Origin of the sequence: Acinetobacter baylyi DSM 14961 = CIP 107474, assembly GCF_000368685.1 — a bacterium.
Taxonomy (GTDB): domain Bacteria; phylum Pseudomonadota; class Gammaproteobacteria; order Pseudomonadales; family Moraxellaceae; genus Acinetobacter; species Acinetobacter baylyi.
Genome location: NZ_KB849623.1, coordinates 282,031 through 299,425 on the forward strand (window position 1 = coordinate 282,031; position 17,395 = coordinate 299,425).

Sequence of the window (17,395 nt, forward strand, 5' to 3'; positions counted from 1 at the left end):
TTTTTATATGGCTTAAGACTTATCTTCAGATGACTGCTCTGGCAGATCTTGCACTGCCTTTTCAATCAAACCAAACATATAGTTGCCATAGGCATTGGTTTTATCGTAGTGAAAACGCAAACGTGGCGTAATACGAGTTTTAATGCGACGGCTTAGTTCATGACGCAAGAAACCAGACGCTTTATTTAAGACATCTAAAGTTTCTTTATTTGCTGCTTCACTTTGTTCATCACCTAGCTCACGCCCCATCACAGTGACATAAACTTCAGCATATCCCATGTCTGCACTGACTTTCACTGCAGAGATGGTCACCAGACCCCCTAAGCGAGGATCTTTGAGCTCCTGACGGATCAGTTCAGACAACTCACGTTGTACTGAATCCGCCATTCGCTTTAAGCGTTGGCTACCCGCCATTAAAGACTCCGTTTAATCAATTGAACATCATACACTTCGATCTTGTCTTTCGCTTTGATGTCTTTATAGCCTTTTACTGCAAGACCACATTCCATACCCGCACGAACTTCTTCCACGACTTCTTTATAACGACGAAGAGATTCAAGCTCACCCTGGAACACCACCACGTCATCACGCAATACGCGAATCGGCTTGTTACGATGTAACATACCTTCAAGTACCATACAGCCCGCTGCTGCACCAAATTTACTTGAGTGGAATACTTCACGTACTTCAGCAACACCCAAGATGGTTTCACGATGTTCAGGTGCAAGCTTACCGCTCATGGCATTCTTCACATCATCAATCAATTCATAAATGATGCTGTAGTAACGAATATCGATGCCGTCTTGATCGCTCTTCTGACGCGCTGTTGTATCGGCACGAACGTTAAAGCCAAGCAATACTGCTTCAGACGATTCTGCAAGCGTTACATCAGACTCTGTGATCGCACCAACGCCTGAACTGATCACACGGACACGAACCTCGTCCATCGATAATTCATTCAATGCCGCAGTTAAGGCTTCAAGCGTACCGCGTACGTCTGCCTTCAACACCACATTGACAGTTGGAACATCTTTTTTGCCCATTGATGCCATGATGTTTTCAAGACGCATTGCGCTTTGACGCTCAATACGTTTTTGACGCTCACGGTCTGCACGCGCATCAGCCACTTCACGTGCTTTCTTCTCGTCATTCACCACAAGAACTTCGTCACCCGCCATTGGTGCATCTGGTAAGCCCAGAATTTCCACTGGAATAGATGGACCTGCCGATTTAATTGGCTGGCCATTCTCATCTGACATCGCACGGACACGACCATATGATGAACCTGCAAGAACAAGGTCACCAATGTTCAATGTACCGTTTTGAACCAGAATCGAGGTTACTGCACCACGACCTTTGTCGACACGTGCTTCAATCACAACACCTTGCGCAGCACCTTCACCAGATGCTTTCAATTCCATCAACTCTGATTGAATCAGAATCAAGTCTAGAAGTTCATCGATACCTTGACCCGAATGCGCCGATACCATTGCGACTGGAACATCACCACCCCATTGTTCAGGTACGATCTGTTTGGTCGTCAATTCATTCAATACGCGATCTGGATCAGCAGATTCTTTATCCATTTTGTTGATGGCAACAATAATTGGAGTTCCTGCTGCACGCGCATGATCAATTGCTTCAGCTGTTTGTGGCATGACACCATCATCAGCTGCAACGACCAAAACCACGATATCCGTTGCTTTCGCACCACGTGAACGCATTGCAGTAAATGCCGCGTGCCCCGGTGTATCAAGGAATGTAATGATTCCTTTATCTGTTTCAACGTGATATGCACCAATATGCTGAGTGATCCCACCTGCCTCACCCGCAGCCACTTTAGAGCGACGGATACGGTCAAGTAATGATGTCTTACCATGGTCAACGTGACCCATAATTGTTACAACAGGAGGACGCGTTGTTTGCTCGCCACGTGCTTCTTCAGCCGCTTCAAGCAAGTTATCTTCCGCCTGAGTATCAGACACCAGAATTGGATTATGACCCATTTCTTCCACTACAAGTGCAGCGGTATCTTGATCAATCGATTGGTTTTGAGTAACCAATTCACCCATTTTCATCAGGGTTTTGATTACTTCGCGAACTTTAATCGCCATCTTTTGAGCAAGATCGGCAACCACAATGGTTGAACCAATTTCAACATCGTATACCTGTTTTTTAACAGGTTTTTCAAAACCATGCTTGTTGGCTTGGCTAGTTTTTAAACCACGTTTGTGATGTGATTTAAAACTTTGCTCTTCTTGGTTATTACGGCCGCCTTTCTTCTGACCACGTGGATTGGTTGCACCACCACGCTTGATCTCACGGTCTTCCTGATTGAAAGAATCTTCATAAGCTTGGCCTACAAGACCTGCTGCCAAAGGAGAATCATCAATCACACGGATGGTGGCACCTGTTTCTTCAGTTGAATACTTAGATGCCATTTTACGCATTTGTTCAAGCGTACGTTGCTGTGCTTCTTCAGCCGCTTTACGACGTGCTGTTTCTTCAACCGCTTTTAGCTTCGCTGCTTCTGCTTCACGTGCTTTACGTTGCTCAGCCGTTTCCACCTGTTTTACATTGACAGGTTTAATTGGCTTGTTGGTTGACTTTCTTTTCACAACAACTTCTGTTGTGGTTGAAGTCGTTTTTGCTGTTTCTTTTTGCTGCGCTGCACGCATGGCATTTAAAGTAGCCTGCGCTTTGTTCTCAGACTCATCACGCATTTGCTGTTGAGGCGCCTGACGTGGTTGTTCCTGAGGACGTGTACGCTCTTCAGTTTCCTGACGCGCTTTCGCTTCAGCAGCAATTTGTTCTGGATTTGGCTTGGTAAACGTATGTTTTTTACGAACTTCTACGTTAATGGTTTTGGCTTTGCCTGATGTACTCGCCACTTTTGCCGTACTGGTAGTTTTACGTTTCAACGTGATTTTTCCTGCACCACTTTCTTGCCCATGAATCTTTTTCAAATGATTCACTAGGGTGTCTTGCTGTTCAGTGGTGATAATGTCATTTGCTGTACGTTGTGGCAGACCTGCTTCACGAACCTGTTCAAGGAGCTTTTCTACAGGACGACCTACACTGAGTGCTAACTCTTTAATCGACTTGTCCGTCATGTATTACCTCCTAATTAAACCATGATTCGCGTGCTTTCATGATCAGTTGACCCGCTTTCTCTTCACTAAGCCCTTCGATATCAGAAATATCATCAGTAGCCTGATCAGCCAAGTCATCAACTGTCACGACACCACGTGCTGCAAGAGCATATGCCAGTTCTTGTGTCATTCCTGCCATTGCAAGGAGCTCAACACTTGGTTCCTGAACATTTTCTTGCTGTTTTAATGCATCTGTTAATGCTGCTTCTTTTGCACGACTTTGCAATAACTCAACCAGTTCCTGATCAAGTTCGATTTCGTCAAATGTTTCTGGTGGCACATAAGCAATTTCTTCAAGTGAAGTAAAGCCCATTTCAACCAGTGCCATTGCGAGATCTTCTTCAATATCCAGACGTGTTACAAACATATCCAGATATTGCTGCGCTTCATTTTGCTGACGAGCACGATACTCTTCTTCAAGCATCATGTCGAGTTTATAGCCAGTTAATTCTGAAGCAAGACGAACATTTTGACCTTGTGATCCAATAGCGCGAGCTAGCTGATCATTGGTAGCAAAAATAATGTCAGCACTGCGTGTATCTTCATCAAGTACAATTCCCGACACATCCGCAGGTTCAAGTGCGCTTGCGATATACTGTGCTGGATCATCTGACCACACCACCACATCAATACGCTCACCATTGAGTTCTTGCTGAACTGCTTGAATACGTGTACCACGCATACCAATACACGCACCGACTGGATCGATACGATGATCGTTGGTTTTCACCGCAATTTTGGCACGCACACCTGGTTGACGCGCAGCAGCCTTGATCTCAATGATTTCTTCAGAAATTTCTGGAATTTCTTTCTTCATCAATGCCATTAACATTTCAGGACGCGCGCGCGACAATAACAATTGCGCACCACGACCTTCACGATTGACACTGTATAAAATTGCATTCATACGTTGTTTTGGACGCAAAATTTCTTTTGCAATCATCTCTTCACGTGCCAGATACGCTTCCGCATTGTCACCAAGATCAATGATGAAACCATCTTTGGTTTGCTTTTTCACTTCACCGTAAATCAGCTCACCCACTTTTGATTCGTAAGCATCGGCAATTAATGCGCGTTCTGCTTCACGAATTTTCTGTACAATCACTTGCTTGGCAATTTGTGCTGCAATACGACCAAATTCGATCGACTCTACTTCAAGCTCACGCACATCACCAATTGACCATTTTGATGCATCAACATCAGAAATCGCGTCTTGGCATGCTGGCATTTCATGATCTTCATCCGCAACAAGTGTCCACTGACGGAACGTGCGGTAATCACCTGTTTTGCGGTCAATTTCTACACGTAATTGTGCTTCTTCTGCATTTGTGCCTTCGTAGAATTTTTTCTTCGTTGCCGCAACAAGAGCTTGTTCCAGCGCTTCGAAGATCGCTTCACGACTAACACCTTTTTCATTACTAACCGTTTCTACAACGGTAAGAATTTCACGGCTCATAAGTCACCTACAGATTCTTATTAATTTAAATGAATTTAGTCCTGATAGATCAAATTTGCTTTGTCGATATTATGACTATCAATCTCAAGCACATGCTTACCGTCCACTTCTACTTGAATCATTTCATTTTCAAGATCTACGAGCAACAGTTTTGCTTGGAACTTACGACGATTTTCGACAGCGCTAATTAATCTCAGAGCGACTTGTTGTCCGATATATGCAGACATTTGTTCAAGCTGGAAAAATGGTCGATCCCAACCTGGCGATGAAACTTCAAGTGCATACTCACCTGAAATCGGATCATGAACGTCCAAGATGGCACCCACTTGCTGGGTGACACGAACACAGTCCTGAACGCCAATACCACGTCCGAGCTCAGTTTCCCCGTCTTCATTTAAAACAGGTTCAGCAGTCTCATCTACGGGCTTGTCAATAAAAATACGCAATAATGAGCGCTTGCCTTGTGGAATAAATTCAATTCCCCAAAGATTCACGTCACAGGCTTGCACTGCAGGAGCGATTAGATCATGGAGTGCTTGGGTTTTGTTTGATAACTTCATTTACTCTCGTCATTTTGTGCGATTCAATCGGTCTTTAGACCGATTCAGACTTACTATAGTGAAGCATGACTATTTGACCAATTGATGTCGACACTACACGATAGCCAATAAAAAAGGGCGTTAATCGCCCCTATATTTTGCACAGCAACCTAAAATCCACTGTGCAAAAAGGCCCACCTATCTGTGAGCCCTCTTAGAAACTTGGTAGCGGGAGCTGGATTTGAACCAACGACCTTCGGGTTATGAGCCCGACGAGCTACCAGACTGCTCCATCCCGCATCAACGTGCAAATATTATATACATTCATTGAAAAAAGTCAATCTTTCAACCAATGCTCCAATCTGATTTTGCAACTCAAATTGAAAATGGTAGCGGGAGCTGGATTTGAACCAACGACCTTCGGGTTATGAGCCCGACGAGCTACCAGACTGCTCCATCCCGCATCGACACACACTTCGTGTGGCAAAAAGTTTGCACCAAGATTTTTAACATCTTAGCCTGCTGTGTGTCTCACAAACAGTGCAACTTTTCTGGTGAAGCGAACTATAGAGAGTTAAGCCCACCCTGTCAACCAATGATTCTGATTATTCAGCTTCATACCTACTGAACGTCCAATTAACGAACAATACCGCGCAATTTACACCCAAAATCGCGACCTTTCATCCAGTAAACGAAACTTTTCTTGGCGTTGACGTTGTTTGGAGCTATTTCGAGCTTTGATCTATTTTGATGAGCAACACATCAGACCAAGTTACACATTGTTGAACGATGCATCATCACTTGATCAACATTTAACCAGAAATTAAAGTCATATTTTTAATTCGCACAAACAAAAAAAGGCATCTTATGAAAGATACCTTTTTTAATCTCTGGATGATCGCATTCAATGCGCTTCCATCAACTGCTGCATACACCAATAATTGAATTGCTTGAATTATTGGTGCGGAAGGGGGGACTTGAACCCCCACGCCCGAAAGCACTACCACCTCAAGGTAGCGTGTCTACCAATTCCACCACCACCGCAGCTTGTGGCAGGAATTCTAGTCGCTTCCTACACAAAAATAAAGAGCAATTTTAAATTATTGACTCGACTTAGGTGCATTTGGTGAAGTTTCAGGCGTTGATGCAGGAGCTGAGTTCGTTGTTTGTACAGATTTTAGGCTATAAGCATCTGTGGTTTGTTTTTTTGCAAAGACTGCCAAACTCAAACTGGTCACAAAAAACAATGCGGTTAAGACTGCGGTGACACGGGTCAGGAAGTTGCCTGAACCTGAAGCACCAAATACAGTTGCAGCACCGCCACCACCAAAAGATGCACCGGCATCAGCACCTTTACCGTGTTGAATCAACACGAGACCAATAATTAGTACAGCCAAAATGATATGTACAACCAATACAAACGTATGCATGCTGAACTCCTATTGTTGCGTTTGGGCAAATGCTTGAGCAATTTTATAAAATGACTCAGCATTGAGTGATGCTCCGCCAACCAATGCCCCATTAATATCTGGACAAGCCGCCAACTCTACCGCATTTTCTGGCTTGACACTACCACCATAAAGTAATGCAATTTGAGAGCCTGCTGGGGTAATCTGACATAAACCTTCACGAATTTTGGCATGAATGGCTTGCGCATCTTCTGGTGATGCAGTACGGCCTGTACCGATGGCCCAGATCGGTTCATAAGCAATGACGATTTGATGCTGCCACTGCTCGGCACTCACTACAGGTGCAATATCACAGATTTGCTGCAACACAATCTGCTCAGCCAAACCTTGTTCACGCTGTTCAAGACTTTCACCTACACAATAAATGACTGTCATTCCTGCATTTAAGGCATGGCTTAGTTTTGCTTTTAAAATTTCAACATGATCACCAAGTAAGTCACGACGCTCAGAATGTCCAATCAGGACATATCGAATTTGGCTATCTGTCAGCAATTCGGCACTTATTTCACCTGTATAAGCACCTGTACCAGCAAAACGAGAAACATCTTGCGCAACCGTCGCAACTTGACGGTTTGCCGTTGCCAGTTCGCTTTGAATTGTTGTCAATGCGATGGCTATAGGTGCAACACCCACATGACAATACTGCTCAGAAATAGGTTGCTGCTTTAATAAATCTTTAAATTGTTGTACAAGTTGAATGGCATCAGATTGTTTAGGATTCATTTTCCAATTGCCGACAACCCAAGGAATAATAGTCGAGCCCGACATATTGCTAACCTTTCATCGAAAATGCAGCACATTCTACACGGGTTTTTGGCAAAATTAGAACGTTTTCTTTTCACACCCTTCTTATTCACCGAAGTGAATTTATGACTAAATTGATATTTATTACAGTTCATCTCTGCACGTCAAGTAACAAATTAACCTCTCCGATGTATCGAAAGTCATGTCGCAAGGGTAGAATTTTTCCATAAGCCCCGTATAATTTTCTATATACAAATTATAATGATATCAGAATCACAAGGCGGTCTAATGTCAGCATTTACAACACCACCTAAGTTTTCGGGGTTTATTCGGCGTTTAGTCGAAGAAGGCTATGTGAATGCACAAAATATGCAGCAGGCTTTGGAAAAAGCAAAAAAATTTAAACAAGATATTGTGCCCTACTTGATTGATAATTTTTCAATCTCTCCACTCACCATTGCAGAAATCATTTCTTTAGAGTTTGGAGAACCATTACTTGATCTGGGTGTTTTTGATCCCGCTTTATTTTTAAAAGATAAAATTGATGAAAAACTGATCCAGAAATATCGAATCATGCCATTGGTGCATCGCGGGCATGTGTTGTATGTCGCAACCAGTAATCCAACCAACATTGAGGCAATGGATGCGATTCGATTTAATAGCAAGCTCAAAGTTGAACCAATTATTGTTGAACATGACAAATTAGAGCGATTGCTTTCAGAACATTTTGTTGAGGAAACTCATTTTAATTTTGATACAGAAGAGCTTGATCTGGATGTTGAAGTCGATCCACATACAACGGATGACGACGATGAGGATGACAAACTTAAAGACGAAGCACCTATTGTTAAATACATTAATAAGTTACTGATTGATGCGATACGCATGAGTGCTTCGGATTTACACTTTGAGCCCTATGAGAAAAGCTATCGGGTCCGTTATCGGGTAGATGGTGTACTGCGGTTGATTGCAACACCTCCCCTGCAACTGGCAACACGACTGGCCTCACGTTTGAAAGTCATGTCACAAATGGATATTTCGGAAAAACGTGTTCCGCAAGATGGCCGTATTAAACTCAAAATGTCTAAAAGTAAAACCATTGATTTTCGGGTCAATTCTTTGCCGACATTATTTGGGGAAAAAATTGTTCTTCGGATTCTTGATCCAGCCAGTGCCATGCTCGGTATTGATGCACTCGGTTATGAACCCGAGCAAAAAGCACTATTTATGGAGGCTTTAAACAAACCGCAAGGGATGCTTCTAATTACGGGACCAACGGGTTCAGGTAAAACCGTATCTTTATATACAGGCTTAAATATACTCAATACCGAACATGCCAATATTTCCACAGCAGAAGATCCAGTAGAAATCAATCTCGAAGGCGTCAATCAGGTCAATGTCAATCCAAAGGTTGGACTGACATTTGCTGCTGCATTAAGATCCTTTTTACGTCAGGATCCTGATATTATTATGGTCGGGGAAATACGTGATCTGGAAACCGCTGAGATCGCCATTAAAGCAGCTCAAACAGGTCATTTGGTCATGTCGACGTTGCATACCAATAATGCAGCAGAAACACTGACTCGACTCAGAAATATGGGCGTTGCTTCTTTTAATATTGCAACCTCAGTGAATCTGGTGATCGCACAACGTCTTGCTAGGCGTTTATGCAGCCAGTGCAAACGACCGATTCAGGTTCCAGAGCGAAGTTTGCTGGAAATGGGCTTTACGCCAGAAGATTTAGCTCAACCAGAATTTCAGATTTTTGAGCCTGTAGGGTGTCATGACTGTCGCGAAGGCTATAAAGGCCGTGTGGGGATTTACGAAGTCATGAAAATTACACCAGAAATATCAAAAATTATTATGGAAGATGGTAATGCGCTAGAAATTGCCGCAACAGCCGAAACATTGGGGTTCAATAATTTACGTCGGTCGGGTCTGAAAAAAGTGATGCAGGGGGTCACCTCGTTACAGGAAATTAATCGTGTAACCAGTGAATAATGCAAAGTCTCAAAATAAGGATAACCAAATGGCAGCAAAAAAAACGCAAGTAATGCCAGTATTTGCTTATGAAGGTGTCGACCGTAAAGGCATCAAGTTAAAAGGGGAATTACCTGCACGCAATATGGCATTGGCCAAAGTCACTTTGCGAAAACAAGGCATTACGATTCGCACCATACGTGAAAAACGTAAAAATATTTTTGAAGGTTTACTTAAAAAGAAAGTCAAACCACTCGATATTGCCATTTTTACTCGTCAACTTGCCACCATGATGAAGGCAGGTGTTCCATTGGTACAAGCATTTGAAATTGTAGCAGAAGGGTTAGAAAACCCAGCCATGCGCGATGTAGTGCTTGGCTTAAAAAATGAAGTTGAAGGCGGCAATACCTTTGCTGGTGCTTTACGCAAGTATCCCCAGTATTTTGATAACTTATTCTGTTCCCTCATTGAATCAGGGGAGCAGTCGGGTTCTCTTGAAATTATGCTAGACCGTGTGGCCGTCTATAAAGAAAAAAGTGAAGTTCTTAAGCAAAAAATTAAAAAAGCCATGAAATATCCTGCCACCGTCATTGTAGTTGCGATTGTGGTAACCATTATTTTGATGGTAAAGGTTGTCCCTGTATTTAAAGACTTATTTACATCATTTGGTGCAGATTTACCTGCTTTTACGCAACTGGTGGTCAATATGTCAAACTGGATGCAAGATTACTGGTTTATTTTAATTCTGGTGATTGGGGCTGCAATTGCAGGTTTCCTGGAAGCTAGAAAACGCAGTAAACGCTTTCGCGATCAACTTGATCGTTTGGTTCTCCGATTGCCCATTGTTGGTGATCTGGTCTACAAGGCAATCATTGCCCGATACAGTCGCACTTTGGCCACAACTTTTGCTGCAGGTGTACCACTCATTGATGCGCTGGCCTCTACCGCAGGTGCCACGAATAATACTGTTTATGAACAGGCAGTGCTTAAAATCCGAGAAGATGTATCAACTGGACAACAACTTAACTTCGCTATGCGCGTATCCAATCGTTTTCCAACCATGGCTATCCAAATGGTAGCGATTGGTGAAGAATCTGGAGCACTCGATGAAATGCTGGATAAAGTCGCAAATTATTATGAAAGTGAAGTCGATCATGCGGTCGATGGCCTTACCTCCATGATGGAACCGCTGATTATGGCGATTTTGGGCATTTTAGTCGGTGGACTGGTTATTGCAATGTATCTTCCAATTTTCCAAATGGGCTCTGTGGTTTAATGTCTGACTTCATTCGTTATTTTTCTGAAAATTTAACTGCTTTATATTGTCTTGTAGGTATTTTAAGTCTATGTATAGGAAGCTTTCTCAATGTTGTGATTTTTCGCACACCCAAAATGATGGAACAAGAATGGAAACAAGAATGTCAGATGATATTACATCCAGATCAGCCACTCATCGAAAGTGAAAAGTTAACGCTCAGTTACCCTGCTTCAACTTGTCCACACTGTCATACTCCTATCCGCTGGTATCAAAATATTCCATTAATCAGTTGGTTATTTCTACGTGGTAAATGTCAGTCATGCAAAGCTTCCATCAGTAGTCGTTATCCGCTGGTTGAGTTACTGACCATGCTTTGTTCGCTGCTGGTGGTTGTGGTATTTGGTGCGACACTACACATGCTTTTCGGTTTAGTGCTGACCTGGATATTGATTGCGCTGACCTTTATTGACTTTGATACCCAGCTTCTACCTGATCGTTTTACCCTGACACTTGCAGGATTAGGGTTAGCTGTAAATAGCTTCACAATCTATGTTTCCCCCACTCAAGCGATTTGGGGTTATATTGTGGGCTTCCTTTGCCTCTGGATTGTGTATTACATTTTTAAGCTGATTACCAAAAAAGAAGGCATGGGCTATGGCGATTTTAAATTACTCGCGGCTCTAGGAGCATGGATGGGACCCATGATGCTGCCATTGATCGTGCTCTTGTCATCCTGCGTCGGCGCCATTATTGGTATCATTTTGCTACGTAAGCGTCAGGAAAATCAGCCTTTTGCATTTGGTCCCTATATCGCGATTGCAGGTTGGATTGCATTTTTGTGGGGCGATCAGATTATGAAAGTCTACCTGGGAGGCTAAGGATCATGTTTATTGTGGGCCTGACCGGTGGGATTGGTAGCGGTAAATCTGCTGCAAGCCAATGGTTTGAAAAGCAAGGCATACAGGTAGTAGATGCCGACATTGTGGCGCGTGAAGTGGTCGATGTCGGGCAACCTGCACTCAAAGAGATTGCTACAGCGTTTGGTGACTGGGTGTTACAAGCAGATGGAAGTCTGAATCGCCGCGCATTAAGAGAGCATATTTTTCAGTCACCAGAATCACGGCATACGCTTGAAGCTATTACCCATCCCATCATTCGAAAGTCTATTATTGAACAACTCAATGCTGCCACAAGCCCGTATGTCATTCTGGTTTCTCCACTCTTATTTGAAACTAATCAGCACGAACTGACAGATCGCAACTTACTGATTGATGCTAGTGAAGAAATTCAAATTGCACGTGCCAGCCAACGAGATGGTCAATCCATCCAGCAGATTCAAAAGATTATTGCGGCACAAATGCCAAGAGCTGAAAAACAACAACGTGCCGATGATATCGTCCTCAATGATGGGCATTTGAAACATCTTTATCAGCAACTTATAGCTTTACATGAAAACTATCTGAATCACTAATCAGATTTCTGCTTTTGTTTCTCCAGCTCAATGGTGAGGGTATCTTTTAGTCGCCAACGCCATGGCTGTAAAGCACCAATTCCCATCCCGATCAGACCGCATATGATTGAAGCACTTAACGGCTCATTCAATAAAGGAACAGCAACCACCGCGGCAATAAATGGCGCCAAGGTAACAATACTTCCTGTTTTGAAAGCACCCAGACGTTCAATGGCCGCAATATAGGCGAGCGTCGAAATAATCACGACAAACACGCCATGAAAGACGCCCTGAATCATCAGATGTATAGGATTGACACCTGTAAAATGCTTAGGGAAAAACAACAGATAAACAGGTAGATAAATTACTGCTGACCAGATCGCTACACTGGCCATAGAATGCCACGCCGAAAGCTTCCACTGCTTCAATAGCACAGTAAAAACGCCCCAACAAATAGCACTCATAACAAAAAGCAGATCACCCACACCAAAACTGACATGATCTCGTTGCATCATCAGAAAGCTCATGAGCGTAATCGCACCGAGCATGATGCAAAAGCTTAACCACGTATGACCATCGAAGGGTTGCTTAAATAATATATAGGCTGCAATGGCCGTACATAAAGGGATACAGCCATTCAAAAAAATAGCAGCATGTGCCGCAGGCGCATATAAGAACGCACTATAAACGGTCAGACAGTATCCAATTCCACCAATCAGCGCCAAGATGACTGCTTCACGTTGCCATAAAAATGCCAGATCTTTTTTATAGATTAAAATCGGCATGAGAATACAGAATGCGATTGCAAAACGGATGGCAACAATATCCCAGGCACTAATATGCCACTGCGCATTGAGTCTGGAGAAAATTGTAAATCCCCCCCAAATACACATTGTTATCGCGACAAAACAATAACCTTGAAAACGCGGTGACATAAGACCTTCTTAAGCAACAAAAGAGAAGCGAAATAGCGTTTTAGCCGAGGCGCTGACGACATGCCTCATATAATGCCATTCCTGCTGCGACACTCACATTCAAACTTTGCAAATTGCCTGACATTGGAATATAAACGGTTTGATCGCATTGAGACTGTGTGATTGGACGTAAACCTGTATCTTCAGCCCCCATCACAATCGCAACGTTGCCAGAAAAATCATATTTCTGAATCGGAAGTGCTTTTTCATCCAGCATGGTGCCGACCACTTTCACAAAAAAATGCGCTTTGATATGCGCCAAGGTCCGTGCCAGATTGGTCACTTGAATAAATTTGACCTTTTCTGCCCCACCTGCCGCAACTTTACGTGCTGTCGGTGTCAGACTCGCTGAGCGATCACGTGGCACAATCACCGCAGCAATGCCCATCGCAGCGGCTGTTCGAATGCAAGCCCCCAGATTATGTGGATCGGTCACCTGATCAAGCGCGAGCAACAATGCTTGATCATTATTTTGTAAAAGCTGATCTAAATCTTTTTCATTGAGTACAGGATGAGGGCGCACTGCAGCAACAACGCCCTGATGAAAAGGAAGGCCAGCCAGCTTTTCAAGACTGTCACGACTCGCCTTTTGTACACTGATACCAAAAGGTTCCGCCAGCTCCAGAATCTTTTGCAAGCGCTGGTCATCACGACCTTTTAAAGTAAACAGTGTTAAAACACGTTCGGGTTCTAATTCTAACAATGACTCCACCGAATGAACGCCATAGTAATATTCTGGTTTTGCCATGTTTAACCTCTAAAACCGCATATAAAAAATAAAATCCTGTAAAGCCAGCTTCACAGGATTTTTAACACAACTATTTTAACTGATTTAACAGCCGAAGAGTTAGCCTTCTAAATGACAAACGTAATCGAGCACTTCATCTGTTTCGATTTTAAATAAACTGTTGCCAGGCACATAAAAAGACTGGCCTGCACGGAACAATTCACTTTCTGTGCTGTCTGCAATCTTGACGCGGCATTCGCCTGAAATGATTTCCATGCGCTCAGGAACATGCGTTTCAAAGGTAAGAGGCTGTTCTGTTGGTAAAATCACACCTAAAGTTTTCTTGGTACCATCTTCAAATTGAACCGTATGACTAATGCATAAACCGCCAAAATAAACATTTGATTTTTTAATGACTGTGACATGATCAAACTGAGCTGAACTCATGCATACTTCTCCAAATAATGCCGCATTTATATTAGGTGATGACTGACGTAGTTTAATTGTGGCGAAATAACTAATCAATCAATTTTCATAAGGATAAATTTGCAAATTCCATGCCTTGAGTCGAATTTTTTCGACATAATTTTCTGGCAGATGAATCTCTATGCTTCGATTGCTTAAAACCTGTGCAGAATATTGACACACGATCTGTTTCATTTGATTGAGCAGTACCCACTTTACACGCACTGCATCAGGATGATTAACCGTCACACTCACCGTTGCAGCAGATTCATTCATACCCACATGCTGATATTGTATACGCCAGTCTGGCTGTCGATCACGATCTTGTGGAAAGCGACTTGCATTATCTGCAAATAGATAGCGATCATGCGTGATTACGCTCTGCTGTAATGTGGGCCAGATGCAATACCGTAAAAAATGCTGATCAATCACTCGCTCATTTAAATAGCGACCAGATGCAATATATTGGCGGATACTTGTTTCAATCTGGTGAAATATGCCTGTACAGCCCCCCCACATCCCCGCAAGGATAAGTTCGGTATGAGAATAATAATCGCGCATGACATGAAACCATCGATCACTTTGCAACCACTCATCGACAGCCTCCCGTTCACGCATCGAAATGAGTGAATCAGCATCCCTGATAAGAAAACGTTTCACTTCTGGGTCATCCATCACAAAAAATCGCCAGAACAATCCAGAGATTTGTTGTTGTTCTGGGGAAACCAGTACAAGCTGTGCACCATGTTGTTGCAACCGACTTAGTACCGAGGAGGGAACGCTCTCATCGACGTAAAAACGGCAGCGCCATTCGGGATAAATTTTTCGGGCTTCAATCACATTTAAGATCGCAGTCTCACAATAGCGTGGCTGATCTCCAAATAAGGAAAAAGCAATAATATTTTGCTCAGGAGATTCTATTGAAATGGGCGGTGGCGCGCTATGTGGTAAAGCGGTCATCGTTTCAGACGCAACTTGTTTTTGCTTCGTCTTGAGTGACAAATGTCCATAGTGTCTCACTTGTTCCTGCTGATTCAAAAAATAAGCAACTTCTGTTAACCCATCATAGATATTGGGATCAATATTTTTCTCAGATAATTCAAGTGCTTTTTGATAATGCTGATAAGCTGCGTCAAAACGTTTAAGTCTTAATGCTGTATATGCCAAATCCATATAAGCGACTCGATGATCTGGTACAAGATGAATGACCTCATGTACACACTCATAGGCACGTTGATAGTCCTCTTGAGCCAATGCCTGTTTAAATTGCTGTGACAATTGATTTAAACGCTGGTTTAGAAGCGCAAGCTGTTGCGGTTTTTTTGCTATTTTTGTACTGGGTTTAGGCAAAGGGAGTTTCATTTTCATATTTTGCTAATAAATCTTGCTATTCTTATACTGGACTTAGAATAACGAATGTCTTGTGACAAGTCCAAAACTTCTCTATCTTAGACAAAAAACTCTTGGCGCCCTGGATGCGTTTATGCTGACACATTTAACTTTAATTAATTTTGCTTTGGCAGATCACCTCGCACTCGATATTGAACAGGGATTTAATGTTCTGACTGGTGAAACTGGTGCAGGAAAATCATTACTTCTGGATGCCCTCTCGGCCAGTCTGGGAGAACGTACAGATACCAACTATGTTCGATACGGTGCCGAGAAAGCCGATATCAGTGCAACGTTTAGTTATAAAAATTATAGTCCTGAAGCCGAGTGGCTCAAAGAACATGAGCTCGATGATGAATCTGAAGAAATTCATTTGCGTCGTGTCATTTTTGCGACTGGTCGTAGCAAAGCATGGATCAATGGCCGTCCAAGCAGTTTATCTGAACTGAAAGAACTCGGACGGTTACTGGTTCAGTTATACAGCCAGCACAGTCAGCAACAGCTATTAGAACCGCCTTACCCAAAACACTGGCTAGACCGTTACAGCAACTTTTATGCTCCAGCACAGGAAGTCAAAACAGCTTATAGCGTATGGCAAAGTACGATTCGTCAGCATCAAGCCGCGCTAGATGCTCAGGCAACGCGTCAGCAACGTATTGCAGCGCTAGAATTACAACTTGAAGAGCTCGAAGATATTGTTCAAATTGATTATAAAGACATCGAACAGGAATTTGACCGCTTAAGCCATCATGAACATATCATGCAGGATTGTGCCTACAGCTTAAATCTGCTGGATGAAGCTGAGCCAAACATTACACAAGAACTGTCATCGTTATTACGCCGTATCGAATCCCATGCAGGACGCAGCGAACAACTTTCAGAAATTTATAATTCACTGGTCAACGCCCAAAGTGAAATTGAGGATGCAACTTCAAACTTACGCCAGTTCATGGACCGGCAGAGCTTTGATCCTGCACGCATGGAAGAACTTAACAGTACACTTGAAAGTTTCCACCGTCTGGCACGAAAATACCGCACTCAACCAGAACAGTTAAAACAGGACTATGCTGAATGGCAGGCAGAACTGGATCAACTGCATCAACTTGAGGATCCAGAAACACTTGCCGAACAGGTCGATCTTGCACATCAGCAATTTCTGGAAAAAGCCAAATATTTGGATCAAATCCGTCGTGAGGCTGCCCTTCCTTTGGCCAAACAACTCACTGAACAAGTCAAGCCACTTGCGTTGCCCGAAGCTCATTTCGAGTTTAAGTTTGAACCCTTAGAACAACCCAATGCTGAGGGTCTAAGTTTCATCCAGCTTCTATTTACTGCCAATAAAGGTATTCCACCGCAACCACTGGCACGTGTTGCATCTGGTGGTGAGTTATCCCGTATTGCCTTGGTCATGCAGGTGATGAATGCCGAAAAAACTGAGTCAGAAGTCTTGGTCTTTGATGAAATTGATGTCGGAATTAGTGGAGGCACAGCAGAAGTAGTAGGTCGACTACTGGCAGATCTGGCTCAACATGTGCAATTGCTTTGTATCACACATCAGGCACAGGTTGCCGCTCAGTCAGATCAACATCTTTTGGTCAAAAAACAGCAAACAGATCCAGCCAGCAGTACCATTGTTAAACTGGATGAAGAACAGCGTATTTTTGAACTGGCACGTATGTCAGGTGGTGTAGAAATTAATGAAACGACTTTACAGCATGCAAAACAGCTAAGACGCTTGAAATTTCAACATTCATAAGTATTAAACTGTGAAATAAATCAAGGAAAACGATTG

The 17,395-nt window shown here is 43.0% G+C and carries 15 protein-coding genes and 3 tRNA genes; 5 read left to right on the forward strand and 13 right to left on the reverse strand.

Annotated features, from left to right (window positions below; all coding sequences use genetic code 11):
* Positions 1 to 12: 12 nt before the first annotated feature.
* The 9 genes from F952_RS01290 to tpiA form a co-directional block, all read right to left on the reverse strand.
* Positions 13 to 414, reverse strand: a complete 402-nt coding sequence (locus F952_RS01290; RefSeq protein ID WP_004920457.1) for a ribosome-binding factor A — start codon at positions 412 to 414, stop codon at positions 13 to 15.
* Positions 414 to 3,113, reverse strand: a complete 2,700-nt coding sequence (infB, locus tag F952_RS01295; RefSeq protein WP_004920460.1) for a translation initiation factor IF-2 — start codon at positions 3,111 to 3,113, stop codon at positions 414 to 416. Before infB ends, F952_RS01290 begins: the two co-directional genes overlap by 1 nt.
* Before the next feature lie 10 nt (positions 3,114 to 3,123).
* On the reverse strand, positions 3,124 to 4,608 hold the full coding sequence (nusA, locus tag F952_RS01300; RefSeq protein ID WP_004920463.1) for a transcription termination factor NusA: 1,485 nt from the start codon (positions 4,606 to 4,608) through the stop codon (positions 3,124 to 3,126).
* A 35-nt stretch (positions 4,609 to 4,643) separates the two neighbouring features.
* Positions 4,644 to 5,168 (reverse strand): ribosome maturation factor RimP, encoded by a 525-nt coding sequence (gene rimP / locus F952_RS01305; protein ID WP_004920465.1) that lies wholly within the window; start codon positions 5,166 to 5,168, stop codon positions 4,644 to 4,646.
* A gap of 202 nt (positions 5,169 to 5,370) precedes the next feature.
* Positions 5,371 to 5,447, reverse strand: a tRNA-Met gene (locus F952_RS01310).
* An 87-nt stretch (positions 5,448 to 5,534) separates the two neighbouring features.
* A tRNA-Met gene (locus tag F952_RS01315) sits at positions 5,535 to 5,611 on the reverse strand.
* A 495-nt stretch (positions 5,612 to 6,106) separates the two neighbouring features.
* A tRNA-Leu gene (locus F952_RS01320) sits at positions 6,107 to 6,191 on the reverse strand.
* A 56-nt stretch (positions 6,192 to 6,247) separates the two neighbouring features.
* Positions 6,248 to 6,577 (reverse strand): preprotein translocase subunit SecG, encoded by a 330-nt coding sequence (gene secG / locus F952_RS01325; RefSeq protein WP_004920467.1) that lies wholly within the window; start codon positions 6,575 to 6,577, stop codon positions 6,248 to 6,250.
* 9 nt (positions 6,578 to 6,586) lie between these two features.
* A complete protein-coding gene (tpiA, locus tag F952_RS01330; protein WP_004920470.1) occupies positions 6,587 to 7,384 on the reverse strand; it encodes a triose-phosphate isomerase in 798 nt (265 codons plus the stop codon).
* 264 nt (positions 7,385 to 7,648) lie between these two features.
* Here tpiA and pilB point away from each other — a divergent pair, with 264 nt between their 5' ends.
* Genes pilB through coaE form a run of 4 tightly spaced genes read left to right on the forward strand, consistent with a single transcriptional unit; the run spans position 7,649 to position 12,069 of the window.
* Positions 7,649 to 9,361 carry a type IV-A pilus assembly ATPase PilB gene (pilB, locus tag F952_RS01335; RefSeq protein WP_004920473.1) on the forward strand — a complete coding sequence of 571 codons (1,713 nt, stop codon included), beginning with the start codon at positions 7,649 to 7,651 and terminating at the stop codon, positions 9,359 to 9,361.
* Between the two features lie 28 nt (positions 9,362 to 9,389).
* Positions 9,390 to 10,616 carry a type II secretion system F family protein gene (locus F952_RS01340; RefSeq protein ID WP_004920476.1) on the forward strand — a complete coding sequence of 409 codons (1,227 nt, stop codon included), beginning with the start codon at positions 9,390 to 9,392 and terminating at the stop codon, positions 10,614 to 10,616.
* Positions 10,616 to 11,476: a prepilin peptidase gene (locus tag F952_RS01345; protein ID WP_004920478.1), complete on the forward strand. Its 861-nt coding sequence runs from the start codon at positions 10,616 to 10,618 to the stop codon at positions 11,474 to 11,476. Before F952_RS01340 ends, F952_RS01345 begins: the two co-directional genes overlap by 1 nt.
* A gap of 5 nt (positions 11,477 to 11,481) precedes the next feature.
* Positions 11,482 to 12,069 carry a dephospho-CoA kinase gene (coaE, locus tag F952_RS01350; RefSeq protein ID WP_004920482.1) on the forward strand — a complete coding sequence of 196 codons (588 nt, stop codon included), beginning with the start codon at positions 11,482 to 11,484 and terminating at the stop codon, positions 12,067 to 12,069.
* On the opposite strand, the gene F952_RS01355 is transcribed toward coaE, so the two are convergent.
* From F952_RS01355 to F952_RS01370, 4 genes are all read right to left on the reverse strand, one after another.
* Complete coding sequence (locus F952_RS01355; protein WP_004920488.1) at positions 12,066 to 12,983, reverse strand: DMT family transporter; 918 nt, start codon at positions 12,981 to 12,983, stop codon at positions 12,066 to 12,068. The genes coaE and F952_RS01355 overlap by 4 nt on opposite strands.
* 40 nt (positions 12,984 to 13,023) lie before the next feature.
* A complete protein-coding gene (rlmB, locus tag F952_RS01360) occupies positions 13,024 to 13,770 on the reverse strand; it encodes a 23S rRNA (guanosine(2251)-2'-O)-methyltransferase RlmB (protein WP_004920490.1) in 747 nt (248 codons plus the stop codon).
* A gap of 99 nt (positions 13,771 to 13,869) precedes the next feature.
* On the reverse strand, positions 13,870 to 14,196 hold the full coding sequence (ppnP, locus tag F952_RS01365; RefSeq protein ID WP_004920494.1) for a pyrimidine/purine nucleoside phosphorylase: 327 nt from the start codon (positions 14,194 to 14,196) through the stop codon (positions 13,870 to 13,872).
* A 78-nt stretch (positions 14,197 to 14,274) separates the two neighbouring features.
* Positions 14,275 to 15,582 (reverse strand): tetratricopeptide repeat protein, encoded by a 1,308-nt coding sequence (locus tag F952_RS01370; protein ID WP_004920495.1) that lies wholly within the window; start codon positions 15,580 to 15,582, stop codon positions 14,275 to 14,277.
* 115 nt (positions 15,583 to 15,697) lie between these two features.
* Here F952_RS01370 and recN point away from each other — a divergent pair, with 115 nt between their 5' ends.
* Positions 15,698 to 17,359, forward strand: coding sequence for a DNA repair protein RecN (gene recN / locus F952_RS01375; RefSeq protein WP_004920499.1), 1,662 nt, complete (start codon positions 15,698 to 15,700; stop codon positions 17,357 to 17,359).
* Positions 17,360 to 17,395: the final 36 nt, after the last annotated feature.